Genomic DNA, 15,109 nt, shown 5'->3' on the forward strand with positions numbered 1-15,109 from the left:
CTCCTCTTTCGTTGCGCGCGCAATTACCACGGCAGCGCGGGGTAGTTCAGCTTGCCCGTCGCGCGCTCCTTCGGCCACACGAGCACGATGCGATTGCCTTGGATCTGCGCCATGTTGTTCAGGAACGCGGGGTTGTCGCCGTTCGGCGCGAAGCTCACCTTGCCGATCAGCGTGTCGTGCGGCTTCGCGCGCAGTTCGGCGGCAATGCCGTCCTGCTTGAGCGTGCCCGCGTCGGCGGCGCGCGCCATGGCGTCGAACAGCAGCCGCGACTGCACGTAGGCGAATTCGGCCAGGTAGTCGGGTTCCTTGTGATACGCCGCCTGGTACGCCTGCACGAAGGCCTTGCCGTCGGCCGTGCCGAAGTCCGCGGGGTACGGCAGCATTGCGCAGCCGATCACGTTGTTCACGAGGTCGGGATAGTCGGTGGTCATCTTCGGCGTGACGATGGACCACGCGCCCATCACGGCTTTCAGTTGCGGACGCAGCACCTTGGCTGCGCGCAGAATGCCGATATAGTCGTTCTCGTAAGCGATCATCAGCAGGACTTCAGGTTTGTCCTGCAAGCGCACCTTGTTCACGAGCGGCTTGAAGTCCGTCATCGCCGGGTCGAACGCATGCACCGTCACCGCCACGCCCTGCCCTCGCAGTTGCGTGGAGACTTCGTTGCTGAGGTCGGTGGTGGCCTGCTTCGTCGAGGCGAGGATCGAAACCGACTTCACGCCCATGGCGTTCAACTGCCCCACCACCGCCTTCGAATAGCCCGATGCGGGCCCGATGCGGAAAAAGTGCTTGAGGCCGCGCGTGGTCATCGCGCTATCGACGGCCCCCGAGGTGATATAGACGATGCCGGCCTTGTCGGCCGCTTCCGAAGCCGGGCTCACCGAATTGGAGCCGTAGCCGCCCGTAATGGCGAGCACGCCTTGCGAGGCGAGCTTCTCTACCGCCGAAACGGCCTTGGCGGGCTGCGCCTCGTCGTCGACCACGGTGAGCGCGACCTTGTGCTTGCCGCTACCGTTGTTGAAGAGATCGGCGGCGAGCCGGATGCCTTCGAGCTGCGCGTTGCCTGCGCGCGCCATCGACCCGGTGAGCGGCAACTCCACCCCCACGGGCAGCGTGTCGGCAAATGCGGCGGGCGTGTGGGCGAGCAGCGCGCAGGCGCTTGCGGCGCCCGCACCGATGCGAAAGAGTGCGCGCACGAGGGCGCGCGGCTTGCTGCGAGTCGCGAAGCGGTCCATCGAACCTCCAAACCTGAGTCTCGGTAATAGGAAGCGGCACCGTTCAGATGCGGTGCTCGCCCTGTTTCGTTCTTCTATGTTTTTGTTACCACGGCACGCCCGGATACACCGGCTTTGCCGTCGCATAGGTCGCGGGCCACACGAGCGCGAGCTTGCCGTCGTGCGCGAACTGGCCCATATGCGCCACGTAGTTCGTGTTGTCGCCGCGTGCGTCGAACGCCACCTTGCCGAGGAACGTGTCGTCGCGCTGGGTGGCGCGCAGCGTGTCGGCCAGACCGCCCTTGTCGAGCGTGCCCGCTTTCTGCGCGTTGGCGATCGCGTCGAACAGCAGTTGCGCGTAGACGAACGACGTCTGCGACTGATAGTTCGAGCTGGTCTTGAAGAGCCGCTGGTACGTATCGGAGAAGTCGCGCTGGTCCGCCGAGCGGTAGTCAGCCGGCGAGGAGAGCACGGTCGCGCCATACACGTTCGGCACGAGGTCGGGGAACGACTGCGCCATCTTCGGGCTCGCGAACGCCCACGGCGCCGCAATCGCCTTCAGGTCGGGCTTGAGCACGCGCGAGGCGCGCAGAATGCCCACGTAGTCGTTCTCGTAGCCGAGCATCGCCATGGCGTCGGGCTTATCCTGCAGCTTGACCTTGTTGATGAGCGGCTTGAAGTCGCTGATCGAGGGATCGTAGGCATGCAGGAAGGTCTTCACGCCCTGCGCCTTGAGTGCCGTGTCGAGCTGCCTCGCGAGATCGCTCGTCGCGTCCTTCGTCGAGTAGACGATCGCCACCGACTTCACGCCCAGCGTGTTGAAGAGGCCCACCATGCCCTTCGTGTAGCCGGGCGTGTTGCTCACGCGAAAGAAGTTCTTCAGGCCGCGCGTGACCATGTCGTCGCTGGTGCCGCCCGAGGTCACGTAGACGAGTCCGGCCTTGTTCGCGGCTTCCGATGCCGGGCCGGCGCAATTCGAATTGGCCGCACCTGCGACCGCGACGACGTGCTGCGAGGCGAGTTGCTCGACGGCGGCGACGGCCTTGGCCGGGTTCGATTCGTCGTCGACGGCAACCAGCGTGATCTTGTCCTGCGGATGGCGCCGGTTGTAGATGTCGGCCGCCACCTGAATGCCGCGGTACATCTCGGTGCCCGCCTGCGCGAGGGCGCCGGTGAGCGGCAGTTCCACGCCCACGCGCCACTCCGTGGCGTGCGCGAACGACGGCGCGAGTGCGATGGCCAGCGCCGCCGCCAGCGCGCCGCGCAGGTTTGTCTGTGCGGGCCGTTCGCGTCCCGGTTTGCCGATGCTCCCGTGCTGCGTCTTGGGTCGCGTCATGTCTCCTCCTGTGCCTTTGGGGGCTTTTGTGTGCTTTGGAGTCTGCTGCGCGGCGGCCGCCTGATTCGTTTGTGCGCGCCACTGGACAGGTGCCAGTGTGGTTCAGGTGCGCGAGGCCAACAATTCGTTTTCCGGAAAGCGGGCGTTCGGCTGGCTGGAAGTCGGCATTTGTCCCGATGCCTGCGCGCGTGCAGGCATCGGATCCACCGGGAAGGGGCAAAAAAAAACCGCTGCACTGAGGCAGCGGGCATGGAGAAACAGCTCGGCGCACCGCATTCGCGATGCGCCATCAAACGGACGGTCTACGGTGCGCTCAGGCCGGCGCGTTTTCGGTGCTCAGCTTCGTCACCATGCCGGTCTTGGCGTCGTAGGCGTAGCCCTGTTGCTCGAGATGGGCGCTGACCGCTTCGACGACCACTTGCTGCTGGGACTCCTTGCGCAGCAGTTCATGCTCCGGCACGACCTGGCCCAGCTCGGCGGCAAGGCGGCGGCTCAGCGAGGCTTCGCCGGCGCTGCGGGCCAGACCCACGATCGCCTTTTCGTTGGCCTGGGCCAGTTGCTGCTTCAGGCCGTTCGCGTATTCGGACCAGCGCTTGATGTTCTCGCGCGCATCGGTAATCGCGGCGGCGTGCTTGGCCGTCTCGCTGACAAGCTGGGCCTTCAGCGCTTCGACTTCTTCGGGATCGGCGGCCGCGGGCTGTGCCTCGGCTGCGACCTCGGCGGGTTCGCTCGACGCCGCGGGCTTGGCGTATTCGCCCAGTTCGGCGAGTTCGGTCGCCTGCTGCTGCGCGGCGTCGGCGCGCTCCTGCGCCTCGGTCAGGCTCGCCGTGAGACGCGCGATTTCGGAGGCGTCGGCCGTGCGCTCGTCGCTCAGGCTGGCGAGCTGCTGCTGGGCATTCTGCAGTTCGGTTGCGGCGGCATCGCGCTCAGCCTGCGCACCGGCGACCTGCTCACGCTGGGCCGCGTGCGCTTCCTGCTCGGCCTGCAGCGCCGCCCGAATCGCCTCCAGTTCGCCTTCGAGCTTCGCAACCGCTTCCGCGTGAGCCGCTTCCTGCGCTGCGCGCTCCGCTTCGTCGTGCTCCGTCGAGGCTGCCGGCTCGGCCTGTTCGCTCGCCTCTGCGGCAGCCGCGGCGGCTGCGGCTTCGGCTTCGGCGGCCTGGGCCGCGTGCGCTTCGCGCTCGGCGGCCAGTTCGGCGACCGCGCGCTCCAGTTCCGCCTCGAGGGCCGAAACGCGCTCGGCCAGTTCCTCGGCGCGCTTTTCCGCGGCGTCGGCGCGCTCAATCGCGCCCGCGATGTCTTCCTCCAGACCCGACCCGGCATTGGGCTTGGTCTCGTAGGCGCGCGTCAGGTTATCCAGCTGGACTTGCAGGGCGTCGAGTTCCTGGACCGTGCTCTGCAGCTCTTCGAGCGCGTTGTCGCGCTCGTTGCACGCGTCCTCGACGCGCTCGCGCATCGACAGAAGGCGGCGCGCCACGGCGCGCTCGGCCTCGTCCTGCGCCGACGTCCACAGACGGTCGAGCGCGTCGCGCATCGTGTCCGTCACGGTTTCCGGCAACCCGGGGCGCTCGACGACCTGCTGCACGCGCGGCGCACGCTCTTCGCGCCACTTGCGCAGGGAGGCAGCCACTGCGACCACCGAGCCGGTATGAACTTCGGACCAGATGGCCATGGGAGAAACCTTCTGGCCCTCGTCGGCCATCCGGTCCGCGATTTCAGCAACCAGTTCGTCCGTGATCGTAATGCTGCTTGACATATCTGCCTCGAGAAAGTGCGAGCCCACCCCGCGTTTCTAGAGATTGTCAGGCAACCACCTCCCGGTTAATCGCTCGAAAAGCCGGGTTTAAGGGGAGGTGTTCACAGGATTGCGCGGCCAGACGCGCTCCACGTCAAGCCGCTGCCGCAGCCCGAAGTCAGCGCCTCCATACTGGCCACCGGGGTTCTGTGGCCCGGGTCAGGCGGCCAGCGCCTTGCGGATCGCCGCCGAAAGCTCCGCCGGTGCGAACTTGGAGACGTAGCCGTTCGCGCCAGCGTTGCGCGCATGCGCCTCGTTGGCACTGCCCGAAAGCGACGAGTGGATCAGCACGGGCAGGTGCTTCAAGCGCTGGTCTGCCTTGATCTTGCGCGTGAGCATGAAGCCGTCCATTTCGGGCATTTCGAGGTCGGTGATCACGAGCGAAACCTTGTCGCGAATCGGAATGCCCTCGCTCTGCGCATCGGTGGCCATCTGCTGGAGGATCTCCCATGCGGCCTGCCCGTTGTGGGCAATCACGTGCGGCACTTCGAGCGCGGTGAGCGCCTGTCCGATCAGCGCGCGGGCAAAGCCCGAGTCGTCGGCAGCGAGAATACGGCCGCCGGCAAGGCGCACGGCTTCGCCCACGGCATCGGCGCCCACTTCGGTGTGCTGCTCTGGGAAGGCGTCGCGCATGATCTGCTCGACGTCGAGCAGTTGCGCGAGTCGCGCGTTCGCGGTGCCCGGATTGATGCGCGCCACGCCCGTCACATAGCCCGTGGTGCCGCTCGATTCCGCGCTCAGCACCTCGCTCCACTCGAGCCGGACGATGTCCTCCACTTCCTCCACGGCGAACGCCTGCGTGCCGCGTGAAAACTCCGTCACGAGAAGAATGCCGGGCGGCTTCTCCGAGACGGAGCCGATCATCGACCCGATATCGATCACCGGAATGATCTGGCCGCGAATATCCACCGCGCCGGCCAGATGCTCGGGCGAACCCGCAATCGGCGTGAGTTCGGGCATGGTCGCGATTTCGCGAATCTTGAAGACGTTGATGCCGTAGAGGCCGCGCACCGCCCCCTTGCGCGCCGAACCCAGGCGAAAGAGGAGCAGTTCGAGCCGGTTATTGCTCGTCAGAGTGGTACGCTCGTCCACGCCATGCTGCTGTACTGATTTCAATTTGCACTCCGTAATGATCTGTCGCGATCAGGCTTGGGGAACCGGTCATCCGGCATACCGCTGCGCTTGTCTCAGGGGATTTCCAGCGGTCTCAGGCGAATAAGGGAGACATGACCTGCTCGTGCCGTTCGCTCTGCTCCACTTGCGCTAGCACGTCGTCGGCGAACGGCGGGCCCTGCCAGAACGCGCGGGCGCCGGCGCCATGGGCGACGTGTGCGGCTGCTTTCCGCGTGACATCTGAGCTTTCCCCTACTAACGGCTTGGGCGCCTGTACCTTGAGTCGATTTACACGTGTATCCCGTTTTTATCTGGTTAACAAGCAGGTTGGTTCCAGACCTTACAGGCATCGCTCATCGATGAAGGGCCGCAGAAAGAAACATCAACAGGGTTGTAAGTGACAGATCCGAACGAAAAAGCACGATCGTTATTTCGTCATCCGAATTAACCATTTGGTTAGACAAATGGCTGCTCGATGATCGAGCAGCCACTGTGTGGTCGAGCGAGGCGGGTTATCCTGACTGCTTCGAAAACGTCAGCGTCGTGGGTCCCGCGTACCCGAGCAGCGCCGACACTTCCGCCGCGCCGCGCGCGATCAGCGTCTTGAAGCGTTCCATGCCCGGCACGCCGCGGCTGACCGGCGTGCCCATCACGAGCGCCGCGATCACCGTGCCCGACTCGTCGCGGATCGGTGCGGCGAAACCCACCACGTCGGCGGAACTCTGCTCGACCGTGGCGGCCACGCCGGTTTCGGCCACTTCCTTGAGGAGCGCCTTCAACTCGCGCTTTTGCGTGCGCGTAGCGGGCGTGTGAGCGCGCAATTCGGCCGTGCGGAAATACTCGGTTTGCTGCGCCTCGCTCATCGCGGCCAGCAGCACGCGTCCGCCCGAAGAGGAAAAGAGTTCGCGCCGCTCGCCGATGCCCGCAATGAAGCGGATAGCGTTGCGGCTCTCGGCCGACATCACATAGACCATGGAAGGCCGGTCGCTCGCGAGTTGACCGATCAGGATCGTTTCGCCCGCTTCGAGCGCGAGGCGTTCCATCACGGGGCGCGCGATCTCGGGAAAACGCCGCTGCGCGACGATAGCCGCGCCTAGCTTGAACGCTTCTACGCCAAGCGCGTACTTGCCGCCGTTATGCGTGAGATAGTGCGCGTGCGTGAGTGCGCGCAGCAGCGCGAGCAGGCTCGTTTTCGGCGTGGCGCTGAGGTCCGCGAGTTCGGTGAGCGTGGCGCCTTGCGGATGGTCGGCGAGAATGCGCAGCACCTGCACGATGCGCGTAGTCGCCCGCGGCCCGGGCGACGCGGTGGATTCGGTGCCCGCTTCGCGGTCTTCGGGGAGGTGCGCCATGGATCGATCGACGGTTGAACGGTGCGAAAAATTATACATGTCGCCCTGCTCCCGAAAGGGATGCGCACCGGCCGCGACGGTGTGGCCGGTGCCTGCTCAAATGGCCTCCTCGTGCTCGCCGCGCGTGTGCACCTTCGCGTTCGCGCCGATCGCACCGCTCGCACACAATGCGTCGATGCGCGCGGCGTCGAGCCCGAGCAGGCCGTCGAGCAGCTCATGCGTGTGCTCGCCGAGCAAGGGCGGCGGCACGTCGTATTCCACGGGCGTTGCCGACAGGCGCAGTGGACTCGCCACGCTCGGCGACGTGCCCGCCAGCGGATGCGCGATGCGGCGCACGCTTTCACGCACACGCGCATGCTCGGAACCGAACGCCTGCGCCACGTCGTTGATCGGCCCGCATGGCACGCCGCACGCTTCGAGCGCGTCGATCCACGCGTCGCGCGTACGCGTGCGAAACGCCTCTTCGAGCACCGGCAGCAGCAGCGCGCGATTCACGCTACGCGCGCTGTTGGTGGCGAAGCGCGGATCCGCCGCGAGTTCGTTCAAATCCATCGCGCTGCACAGCGACCGGAACTGGCTGTCGTTGCCACACGCGAGAATCAGATGACCGTCGCTGGCCGCGAAGGTCTGGTACGGCACGACGTTGGGATGCGCGTTACCGAGGCGCCGCGGCGCCTCACCCGTGCAGAGATAGTTCATCGACTGGTTCGCGAGCATCGCCAGCTGGCAGTCGAGCAACGCGATGTCGATGTGCTGGCCGAGGCCGCTGCGCTGACGCTCGATCACGGCAGCGAGCACGCCCGTTGTCGCGTACATGCCGGCCATGAGGTCCGTGACGGCCACGCCAACTTTCTGCGGGCCGCCGCCGGGTGTCTCGTCGGGCTCGCCCGTCACGCTCATGAGCCCGCCCATGCCCTGAATGAGGAAGTCGTATCCGGCGCGGTGCGCGAGCGGCCCGCTCTGGCCGAACCCCGTGACCGAGCAGTAGATGAGCGCAGGATTGAGTGCCGCGAGGCTTTCATAGTCGAGCCCATACTTCTTCAGGCCGCCAACCTTGAAGTTCTCCACCAGCACGTCGCACTGACGCGCCAGTTCGCGGATCAGCGCGGCGCCTTCGGGCGCGGCAATGTCCACCGCCATCGAAAGCTTGCCGCGGTTCGCGCATTGGTAATACGCGCTCTCCACGGTGTCGCGGCCCGCTTCGTCGCGCAGGTACGGCGGCCCCCACGAACGCGTTTCGTCACCCGGGCCGGGCCGTTCGATCTTGATCACCTGTGCACCGAGATCGGCAAGATTCTGCGTGCACCATGGCCCTGCCAACACGCGGGAAAGATCGAGCACCCGTATGCCTTCCAGCGGCCGGCCACGCTGGCCGCCTTGTTGCTGCGCCTGTTGGTGCGCCTGCGTTTTCGTCGACTGCGATGCCGATGCGTCTCTCGTCTGCTGCTGCATGTGAAATGACCTCTGCCTGGATTGCGGAACTACACGTTCATGCGCTGCGCGTGCGCCATGCTCATTCGAGCGGTTTGCCCACCGTCTCGGGCATGCGCCAGTAAGCGAAAAGGCTCACGGCCGCGCCCGCGCACACGTAGGCGAGAAACCAGCCTTCGCGCTGCTGCGATTGCAGCCATGTCATGAGATACGGTGTCGTGCCGCCCAGCAAGGCGACCACGAGGTTGTACGCCGCACCAATGCCGATGCCGCGCACCGCAGTCGAGAACAGCTCGGCCATGATCGCCGGCGCGATGGCCGAATAGAGTCCATAAGTGAGCAAGCCGAAGCATTCGACGAGCAGCATCGACGTCACGCTCGGCCCTATCGAGCGCACTACCGGATAAAGGAACACGAGATAAGCCGTCGCGAACACCATCAACTGCGGACGCCGCCCGAAACGATCCGACAACGCGCCGAAGAACGGCTGCGCAATCATGAAGATGGCAATGCTCAGCGTGCTGGCCAGAAACGCGTCTGCCGGCGTTGCGCCTGCGTGGCGGATCGCGTAGATCGGCATGAAGCTGATGAAGAGATAGAAGCTGAACGCCCCAAGTACGCTGATGCCCACGAGGCGCAGCACGGCCGTGCGATGTTGCGTCCACGTCCACCACAGCGAGCGGCGTTCGATACGTCCCGAACGGCGCAGTTGCTCGAACGCGTGCGTTTCGCCCACGTTGCGGCGCATCCAGAAGCCCGCGAGCGAGCCGCAGCCGCCAATGAAGAAGGGAATGCGCCAGCCCCACGCCACGAGCGCTTCCTTCGACATCACGTTCGTCATCACGCTGGCAAGTGCGGAAGCGAGCAGCAGGCCCGCCGCGATGCTGAAAAACAGGAAGCTGCCATACAGCCCACGGCGCTTTGCAGGCGCGGATTCCGCGAGGAAGGTGGTGGCTGCGCCGTACTCGCCGCCGACCGAGAGGCCCTGCACCATGCGCAGCACCGTCATGAGCACGGGCGCGAGCACACCGACCGTCGCGTAGGTGGGCAGCACTGAGATCAGCAGCGAGGAGCCCGCCATCATCATGATGGTGAGCGTGAGCGCGGCGCGCCGCCCGAAGCGGTCGGAGAAGCCACCGATCACCCAGCCGCCCAGCGGCCGCATGAAAAAGCCCACAGCGAACACGGCGAAGGTTGCGAGCAGAGAGGCGGTGTCGTTCTCTGCGGGAAAGAACTGCTTGCTGAAGTAAATCGCGAAGGTCGTATACACCGACCAGTCGAACCACTCCACCACGTTGCCGACGCTACCGGCAAATATGACGCTGGCCGTGCGTCGCGGCGCCGCTTCGGACGCTGCGCCTGCCTGCGCGATCTCGGGGTTGGCATTCATCCAGCTTGTCTCCTTGATTCCTGTTTTCAGGTTTATTCGAATCGTTCTGGCTGCCGGGCCGGCGGAACCGGTCTCGGGTTCCGAATGTAGCACCGGATTCTGAATATCGAACGACGCACGTGCCTGGCGTATACCCTTTAAACGCCCAAATTACAGGCAATTGTTATTTATAAACAATGGCTTAGCGACGCGAGACGGGCAGGCCACCTCGTTCCGATATTCGAACTCTGTTGCCGATATCGAAACACGATTCTAGAATCGGAACACGATATTGGCGCAGCGCGCCATCCAACAGCGGAGGAAGACAGGCATGACGACACACGAAGACGCCCAACTGCTCGGACGTGGTTTCTACTGGCAGGAGTTGCAAGCGGGTCAGCGCTTTCGCACGTTCCGGCGCACGGTCACGGAAACCGATCTGGTCAATTTCATTTCGGCGACCGGCATGCTGGAGGCGATCTTCATCGACGCGCATTTCGAGCATGGCGCCATGAGCGGGCGCCCCGTTCCGGGCGCGCTCACGAGCGGCCTGATCGAAGGCTTGCTGTTCCAGACCATGGTGCAAGGCACCGGGCTCGCCATGCTCGAGTTCTCGATGAAGGCGCACGCGCCGGTGCTCGTCAACGACACGATCTACGGCGTGGTGGAAGTCGAGGACGTGAAGCCCACCTCGAAGCACAATCGCGCCGTGGTCACGAGCCGCGTGGAAGTGCTCAACCAGCGCGACGAACTCGTGCTCTCGTACACCGTCAAGCGCATGCTCGCCGGCCGCCCCGAATGAGCGCGCAAGCGCCTGATGACTTCGCACTGCCAGGAACTGCACTGTAAAGCGCAGCACGCTATGACCGACCCTTTCACACTCCGAACGATCCCCCCCGAAGACGAGGCGTTGCGCGCACCGGTGCGCGCATTTCTCGCCGAAGCGCTCAAAGGCGTGCCGCCCGCCGTGCGTGCGCGCTCGTGGCTCGGCTTCGACGCCGACTTCAGCCGCCAGCTCGCGGCGCAAGGGTGGCTCGGCCTCACATTGCCGCGCGAATACGGCGGCGGCGGGCGCAGCCCGTTCGCTCGCTTCGTGCTCGTGGAAGAACTGCTCGCGGCCGGCGCACCGGTGTCGGCCCACTGGATCGCCGATCGCCAGAGCGGCCCGCTCATCGCACGCTACGGCACCGAGGCGCAGAAGGCGTTCTATTTGCCGCGCATCTGCCGCGCCGAGGCGTTTTTCTGCATCGGCATGAGCGAGCCCAACGCGGGCTCCGACCTCGCAAGCGTACGCACGCGCGCCGAGCGCACGGCCAACGGCTGGCGCCTCTCGGGCCGCAAGATCTGGACGACCAACGCGCCGCACTCGCACTTCATGATCGCGCTCGTGCGCACCTCGGGCGCGCCCGAGGACCGCCATCGCGGGCTCTCGCAAGTGATCGTCGACTTGTCGCTGCGGGGCGTGCATGTCGCGCCGATAAGCGACCTCACCGGCGACGCGCACTTCTCCGAGGTCACCTTCGACGATGTCGAATTGCCCGAGAGCGCACTGATCGGCACCGAAGGCGCGGGCTGGGAACAGGTCACTGCGGAACTGGCGTTCGAGCGCAGCGGTCCCGAGCGCATTTATTCAAGCATCGTGCTGCTGGAGGAATGGGCGCATGCGTTGCGCGATGCCGCACGCACGGCGCACGCGCCGGTTGGCGAAAGCGAGCGCCGCACGCTCGGCGCGTTCGTGACCGAACTCGCCACGCTGCGGGCCATGTCCGTGGCCGTCACGGGGGCGCTTGCCGACGGGGCGAGCCCCGCTACACAGGCAGCGCTCGTGAAGGATCTCGGCACCAGCTTCGAGCAGAGCGTGCCCACGCTGATCGGCGACGCGCTCGGCGCGCATCCGCAGCAAGCCGTGGCACGCGAGCTAGCCGATACGCTCGACTACGTGACGAAGATCGCACCGTCGTACTCGCTGCGCGGCGGCACGCGCGAAATCCTGCGCGGCATGATCGCGCGCGGCCTCGGGCTGCGCTAAACGAACGACGAACATGGAGAAGAACACCATGGATGACATGCTGACCGAATCGGCACATCACGTGCTCGCGCGTCACTGCACGCCGCAATTCGTGCGCACCGTGGAAGCGGCGCGCGACCGCAACGCGGGACGCGCCGTGTGGGACCAGCTCGACGCTCTCGGCTTTCTCGACGCGCTCGTACCAGAGGAAAAAGGCGGCTCGGGCATGCGTCTCGCCGCCACGGCGGGCGCGCTGTTCGAATTCGGCGCGCACGCGCTGCCGCTGCCTGCCGCGCACACCATGATCGCGCGCGATCTGCTCGCACGTGCGGGTGTAGAAGCGCCGCGCGGTCCCATCGCCATCGCGCTTGGCAACGCGTCGCGGCACGGCGCGGCCTTCGTGCCCTACGGTCTCGTCGCCGACACGCTCATCGTCGAAACCGCCGATGGCGCGAGCCTCGTCGAGCTCGCCAGCGCCGATCTGCGCGCGCACGGCGACAGCCTCGACGCCACGCTCACCTACCCCGCGCACGCGGCGCGCGCGCTGCCCGCCACCGTGCGTGGCGTGGGCGAGCTGGGCGCGCTCGCCACGGCCGCCACGATGGCGGGCGGCATGCAGCGCGTGTTCGACATCACGCTAGGCTACGTAAACGACCGCCAGCAGTTTGGCCGCTCACTCGGCAAGTTCCAGGCCGTGCAGCAGCAGTTGAGCGTCATGGCCGAGCACGTGGCCGCCACGCGCGTCGCTGCGCAGCTGGGTTGCGCGGGACATCACACGTCGGAACAGCGCATCGCGGCTGCCATTGCGAAGGCGCGTGCGAGCCGCGCCGCGCCGCTGGTGGCGAACGGTGCACACGCGCTGGTGGGCGCGATGGGCATCACCGCAGAGTTCGACCTGCAGCTCTACACGAGACGGTTGCACGCGCAACGTCTTCAATATGGATCGGAATCGTTCTGGGATGACGTGGTCGGCACGCACGCCATCGATCATTGGAACAATGTCGCCGCGGGGGTCATCGGTATTTACGATGCGCTCGACGAGGCCGCGGCGGTGGGAACGTAACCGCGCGACACGCTGGCCTCACGCCGTGCCAACGCGCTCCAGGACCACATCCAGCAGCACGTTCGCGCCGTCGATGAGCTGATCGTCGTCCGTGTGCTCGCGCGGATTGTGGCTAATGCCGCCGCGGCTCGGCACGAAGATCATCGCGGCCGGCGCGATACGCGCAATCATCTGCGCGTCATGGCCCGCGCCCGAGGTCATGCGCCGGTTCGAGAAACCCCGGCGTTCGGCGGCGGCTTCGATGGTACGTGCGAGCGCCGCGTCGAACACCACCGGTTCGAAACGCACGAGACGTTCAGTCTCGATCTTCACGCCCTCCTTGTGCGCCACCTCCGCCAGAAAATCGGCAAGGCGGCGCTCGGCGTCCTGCAAACGCGTTTCATCGGGGTCGCGCAGATCGACCGTGAAAACAGCCTTGCGAGGAATCACGTTGATGACGTTCGGCTCGATGCTCAGCATGCCGATAGTGGCGAGCGTCGTGCCGCTCTGAACCGCGAGTTCGCGCAAGAACGTGGAGACCGCCGCGGCCACCCAGCCCGCGTCGTGACGCAGATGCGTAGGCGTCGTGCCCGCGTGATTGGCGTTGCCTTGCACGGTCACGCGCTGCCACGAAATGCCTTGCAGATTCTCGACCACGCCGATGCGCACGTTTTCCGCTTCGAGAATCGGTCCCTGCTCGATATGCAGTTCGAAATATTCGTGCGGTGTGATCGCGCCAGGCTCCATCTCACCCGCGTACCCGATGCGGGCCAGTTCGTCACCAAGACGCGTGCTGTCGATGCCGCGCGCGTCGAGCGCCTCTTCCACGGCCAGACCGCCGGCATAGACCAGCGAGCCCATCATGTCCGGCTGGTAGCGCACGCCCTCCTCGTTCGTGAACGCGCCCACGGTGATGGAGCGGCCCGGCTTCACGCCCGCTTCGCGAAACGCGCGCACCACGGCGAGCCCGGCGAGCACACCATAACAACCATCGAGCGCACCCGCATTGCGCACGGTGTCGATGTGGGAGCCCATCATCAGCGGGCGTTGCGAGCCGGCACCGGTGCCTGCGTGCAGGGTGCCGAACACATTGCCGATACGGTCGATGCGCACGTCGAGATCGAGTTCGCGCATCCACGCGACCACCTGGTCGCGGCCAGCCTTTTCGTCGTCGGTGAGCGCGATGCGTGTGCGCCCGCCCGCTTGCGGATCGGCGCCGATTTCACCCAGTTCGCGCAGTTGGCGAAGCAGCACTTCGCCGTTCAGTTTCAGCGTATTCATGATTGGTTGGTTCCGACCGGCAAGGCGAGGCGCGCGATTTCCGCGAAGTAGCGTGCGCCGGTCATCAGGATGTCGTCGTTGAAATCGTAGCCGGCGTTGTGCAGTGGAATCCCGCCGCGTTCTGGCGCGTCGCCGTTGCCGATGAAGATGAAATTGCCGGGAACGACCTGCAGGAACGCGCCGAAATCCTCGGAGATCATCATCGGCTGCACGTTGGCGTCAACGGCGGCGTCTCCCGCCACGTTGCGCGCGGCGTTCACCGCCATGTCGACGAACTGCTCGGAATTCACGGTCGGCGCGAACTCGTGCGTGTACTCGAAACTGCATTCGGCGCCGTGCGTCTGACAAATGCCGACGCTGACTTCGCGCATGCGCTTTTCGAGCAGCGCTTGCACTTCCTTCGAATAGCTGCGCGTATCGCCCTTGATGATCACGTTCGACGGAATGACATTGCGAATGCCGTCGGTGATGAATTCCGTGCAGGAGATCACGGCTTGCAGGCTCGGGTCGAGATTGCGCGACACGATGGTTTGCAGCGCGAGCACGATTTGCGCGGCGATGACGATGGGATCGACCCCCATGTGCGGGCGCGCCGCGTGCGTGCCCCGCCCCTTGATATGGATGACGAAGTTATCCTCGCTCGCCATGATGCCGCCCGCGCGCGTGGCGAACGTGCCGGCCGGCATGCCCGGCATGTTGTGCGCGCCGAAGATCGCATCGACGGGAAAGCGTTCGAACAGCCCGTCCGCCATCATTGCCTTGGCGCCGCGGCCGTGCTCCTCGGCCGGCTGGAAGATGAACCGCACCGTGCCGTCGAAATCGCGTTGCTCGGCGAGCAGCCGCGCTGCACCGAGGACCATCGACATATGGCCGTCGTGCCCGCATGCGTGCATTTTTCCCGCGTTCAACGAGGCATGCGCTCGGCCCGGCGCCTGCTCCGCGATATTGAGCGCGTCCATATCGGCGCGCACACCGATCACGCGCTTGCCGTTGCCCACCGTGAGGTTCGCCACGAGCCCCGTGCCGCCAATGCCGCGGTGCACGTCGAGCCCCAGTGTCTCCAGGATGTTCGCCACGTAGTGGGCGGTATGGATCTCCTCGAAGCCGGTTTCGGGACGTTGGTGCAGATACTGTCGCCAGCTTTTGAGTTGGCCTTGCAGTGTGCTTTCCATGT

Annotated in this window: 12 protein-coding genes; 3 read left to right on the forward strand and 9 right to left on the reverse strand. The window is 65.6% G+C overall.

Going from position 1 to position 15,109, the window contains the following annotated elements:
* Window positions 1-23 precede the first annotated feature (23 nt).
* The 7 genes from E1N52_RS29370 to E1N52_RS29400 form a co-directional block, all read right to left on the reverse strand.
* The gene (locus E1N52_RS29370; protein ID WP_133186413.1) at window positions 24-1,235 is read right to left on the reverse strand and encodes an ABC transporter substrate-binding protein; all 1,212 of its coding nucleotides are present in this window, start codon (window positions 1,233-1,235) and stop codon (window positions 24-26) included.
* Between the two features lie 85 nt (window positions 1,236-1,320).
* On the reverse strand, window positions 1,321-2,550 hold the full coding sequence (locus E1N52_RS29375; RefSeq protein WP_133186415.1) for an ABC transporter substrate-binding protein: 1,230 nt from the start codon (window positions 2,548-2,550) through the stop codon (window positions 1,321-1,323).
* A 313-nt stretch (window positions 2,551-2,863) separates the two neighbouring features.
* Window positions 2,864-4,303, reverse strand: a complete 1,440-nt coding sequence (locus E1N52_RS29380) for a DNA-binding protein (RefSeq protein ID WP_133186417.1) — start codon at window positions 4,301-4,303, stop codon at window positions 2,864-2,866.
* A gap of 198 nt (window positions 4,304-4,501) precedes the next feature.
* Complete coding sequence (locus tag E1N52_RS29385; RefSeq protein ID WP_133186419.1) at window positions 4,502-5,458, reverse strand: chemotaxis protein CheV; 957 nt, start codon at window positions 5,456-5,458, stop codon at window positions 4,502-4,504.
* Window positions 5,459-5,967: 509 nt separating this feature from the next.
* On the reverse strand, window positions 5,968-6,804 hold the full coding sequence (locus E1N52_RS29390; protein WP_165979466.1) for an IclR family transcriptional regulator: 837 nt from the start codon (window positions 6,802-6,804) through the stop codon (window positions 5,968-5,970).
* Between the two features lie 96 nt (window positions 6,805-6,900).
* Window positions 6,901-8,256 (reverse strand): CaiB/BaiF CoA transferase family protein, encoded by a 1,356-nt coding sequence (locus E1N52_RS29395; protein WP_133186423.1) that lies wholly within the window; start codon window positions 8,254-8,256, stop codon window positions 6,901-6,903.
* 61 nt (window positions 8,257-8,317) lie between these two features.
* Window positions 8,318-9,625, reverse strand: coding sequence for an MFS transporter (locus E1N52_RS29400; RefSeq protein WP_133186425.1), 1,308 nt, complete (start codon window positions 9,623-9,625; stop codon window positions 8,318-8,320).
* A 310-nt stretch (window positions 9,626-9,935) separates the two neighbouring features.
* On the opposite strand from E1N52_RS29400, the gene E1N52_RS29405 reads away from it, so the two are divergent.
* Genes E1N52_RS29405 through E1N52_RS29415 form a run of 3 tightly spaced genes read left to right on the forward strand, consistent with a single transcriptional unit; the run spans window position 9,936 to window position 12,675 of the window.
* Window positions 9,936-10,406 carry a MaoC family dehydratase gene (locus E1N52_RS29405; protein WP_133186427.1) on the forward strand — a complete coding sequence of 157 codons (471 nt, stop codon included), beginning with the start codon at window positions 9,936-9,938 and terminating at the stop codon, window positions 10,404-10,406.
* A 60-nt stretch (window positions 10,407-10,466) separates the two neighbouring features.
* Window positions 10,467-11,633 (forward strand): acyl-CoA dehydrogenase family protein, encoded by a 1,167-nt coding sequence (locus E1N52_RS29410; RefSeq protein WP_133186429.1) that lies wholly within the window; start codon window positions 10,467-10,469, stop codon window positions 11,631-11,633.
* A gap of 13 nt (window positions 11,634-11,646) precedes the next feature.
* Entirely contained in the window at window positions 11,647-12,675 is a 1,029-nt protein-coding gene (locus E1N52_RS29415; protein ID WP_133186431.1) for an acyl-CoA dehydrogenase family protein, read from the forward strand.
* A gap of 18 nt (window positions 12,676-12,693) precedes the next feature.
* Here E1N52_RS29415 and E1N52_RS29420 read toward each other — a convergent pair whose 3' ends face one another.
* A complete protein-coding gene (locus E1N52_RS29420) occupies window positions 12,694-13,935 on the reverse strand; it encodes a Zn-dependent hydrolase (protein WP_133186433.1) in 1,242 nt (413 codons plus the stop codon).
* Window positions 13,932-15,107, reverse strand: coding sequence for a M20 aminoacylase family protein (locus E1N52_RS29425; protein ID WP_133186435.1), 1,176 nt, complete (start codon window positions 15,105-15,107; stop codon window positions 13,932-13,934). Before E1N52_RS29425 ends, E1N52_RS29420 begins: the two co-directional genes overlap by 4 nt.
* Window positions 15,108-15,109 lie beyond the last annotated feature (2 nt).

Origin of the sequence: Paraburkholderia guartelaensis, from assembly GCF_004353905.1 — a bacterium.
GTDB classification, from domain to species: domain Bacteria; phylum Pseudomonadota; class Gammaproteobacteria; order Burkholderiales; family Burkholderiaceae; genus Paraburkholderia; species Paraburkholderia guartelaensis.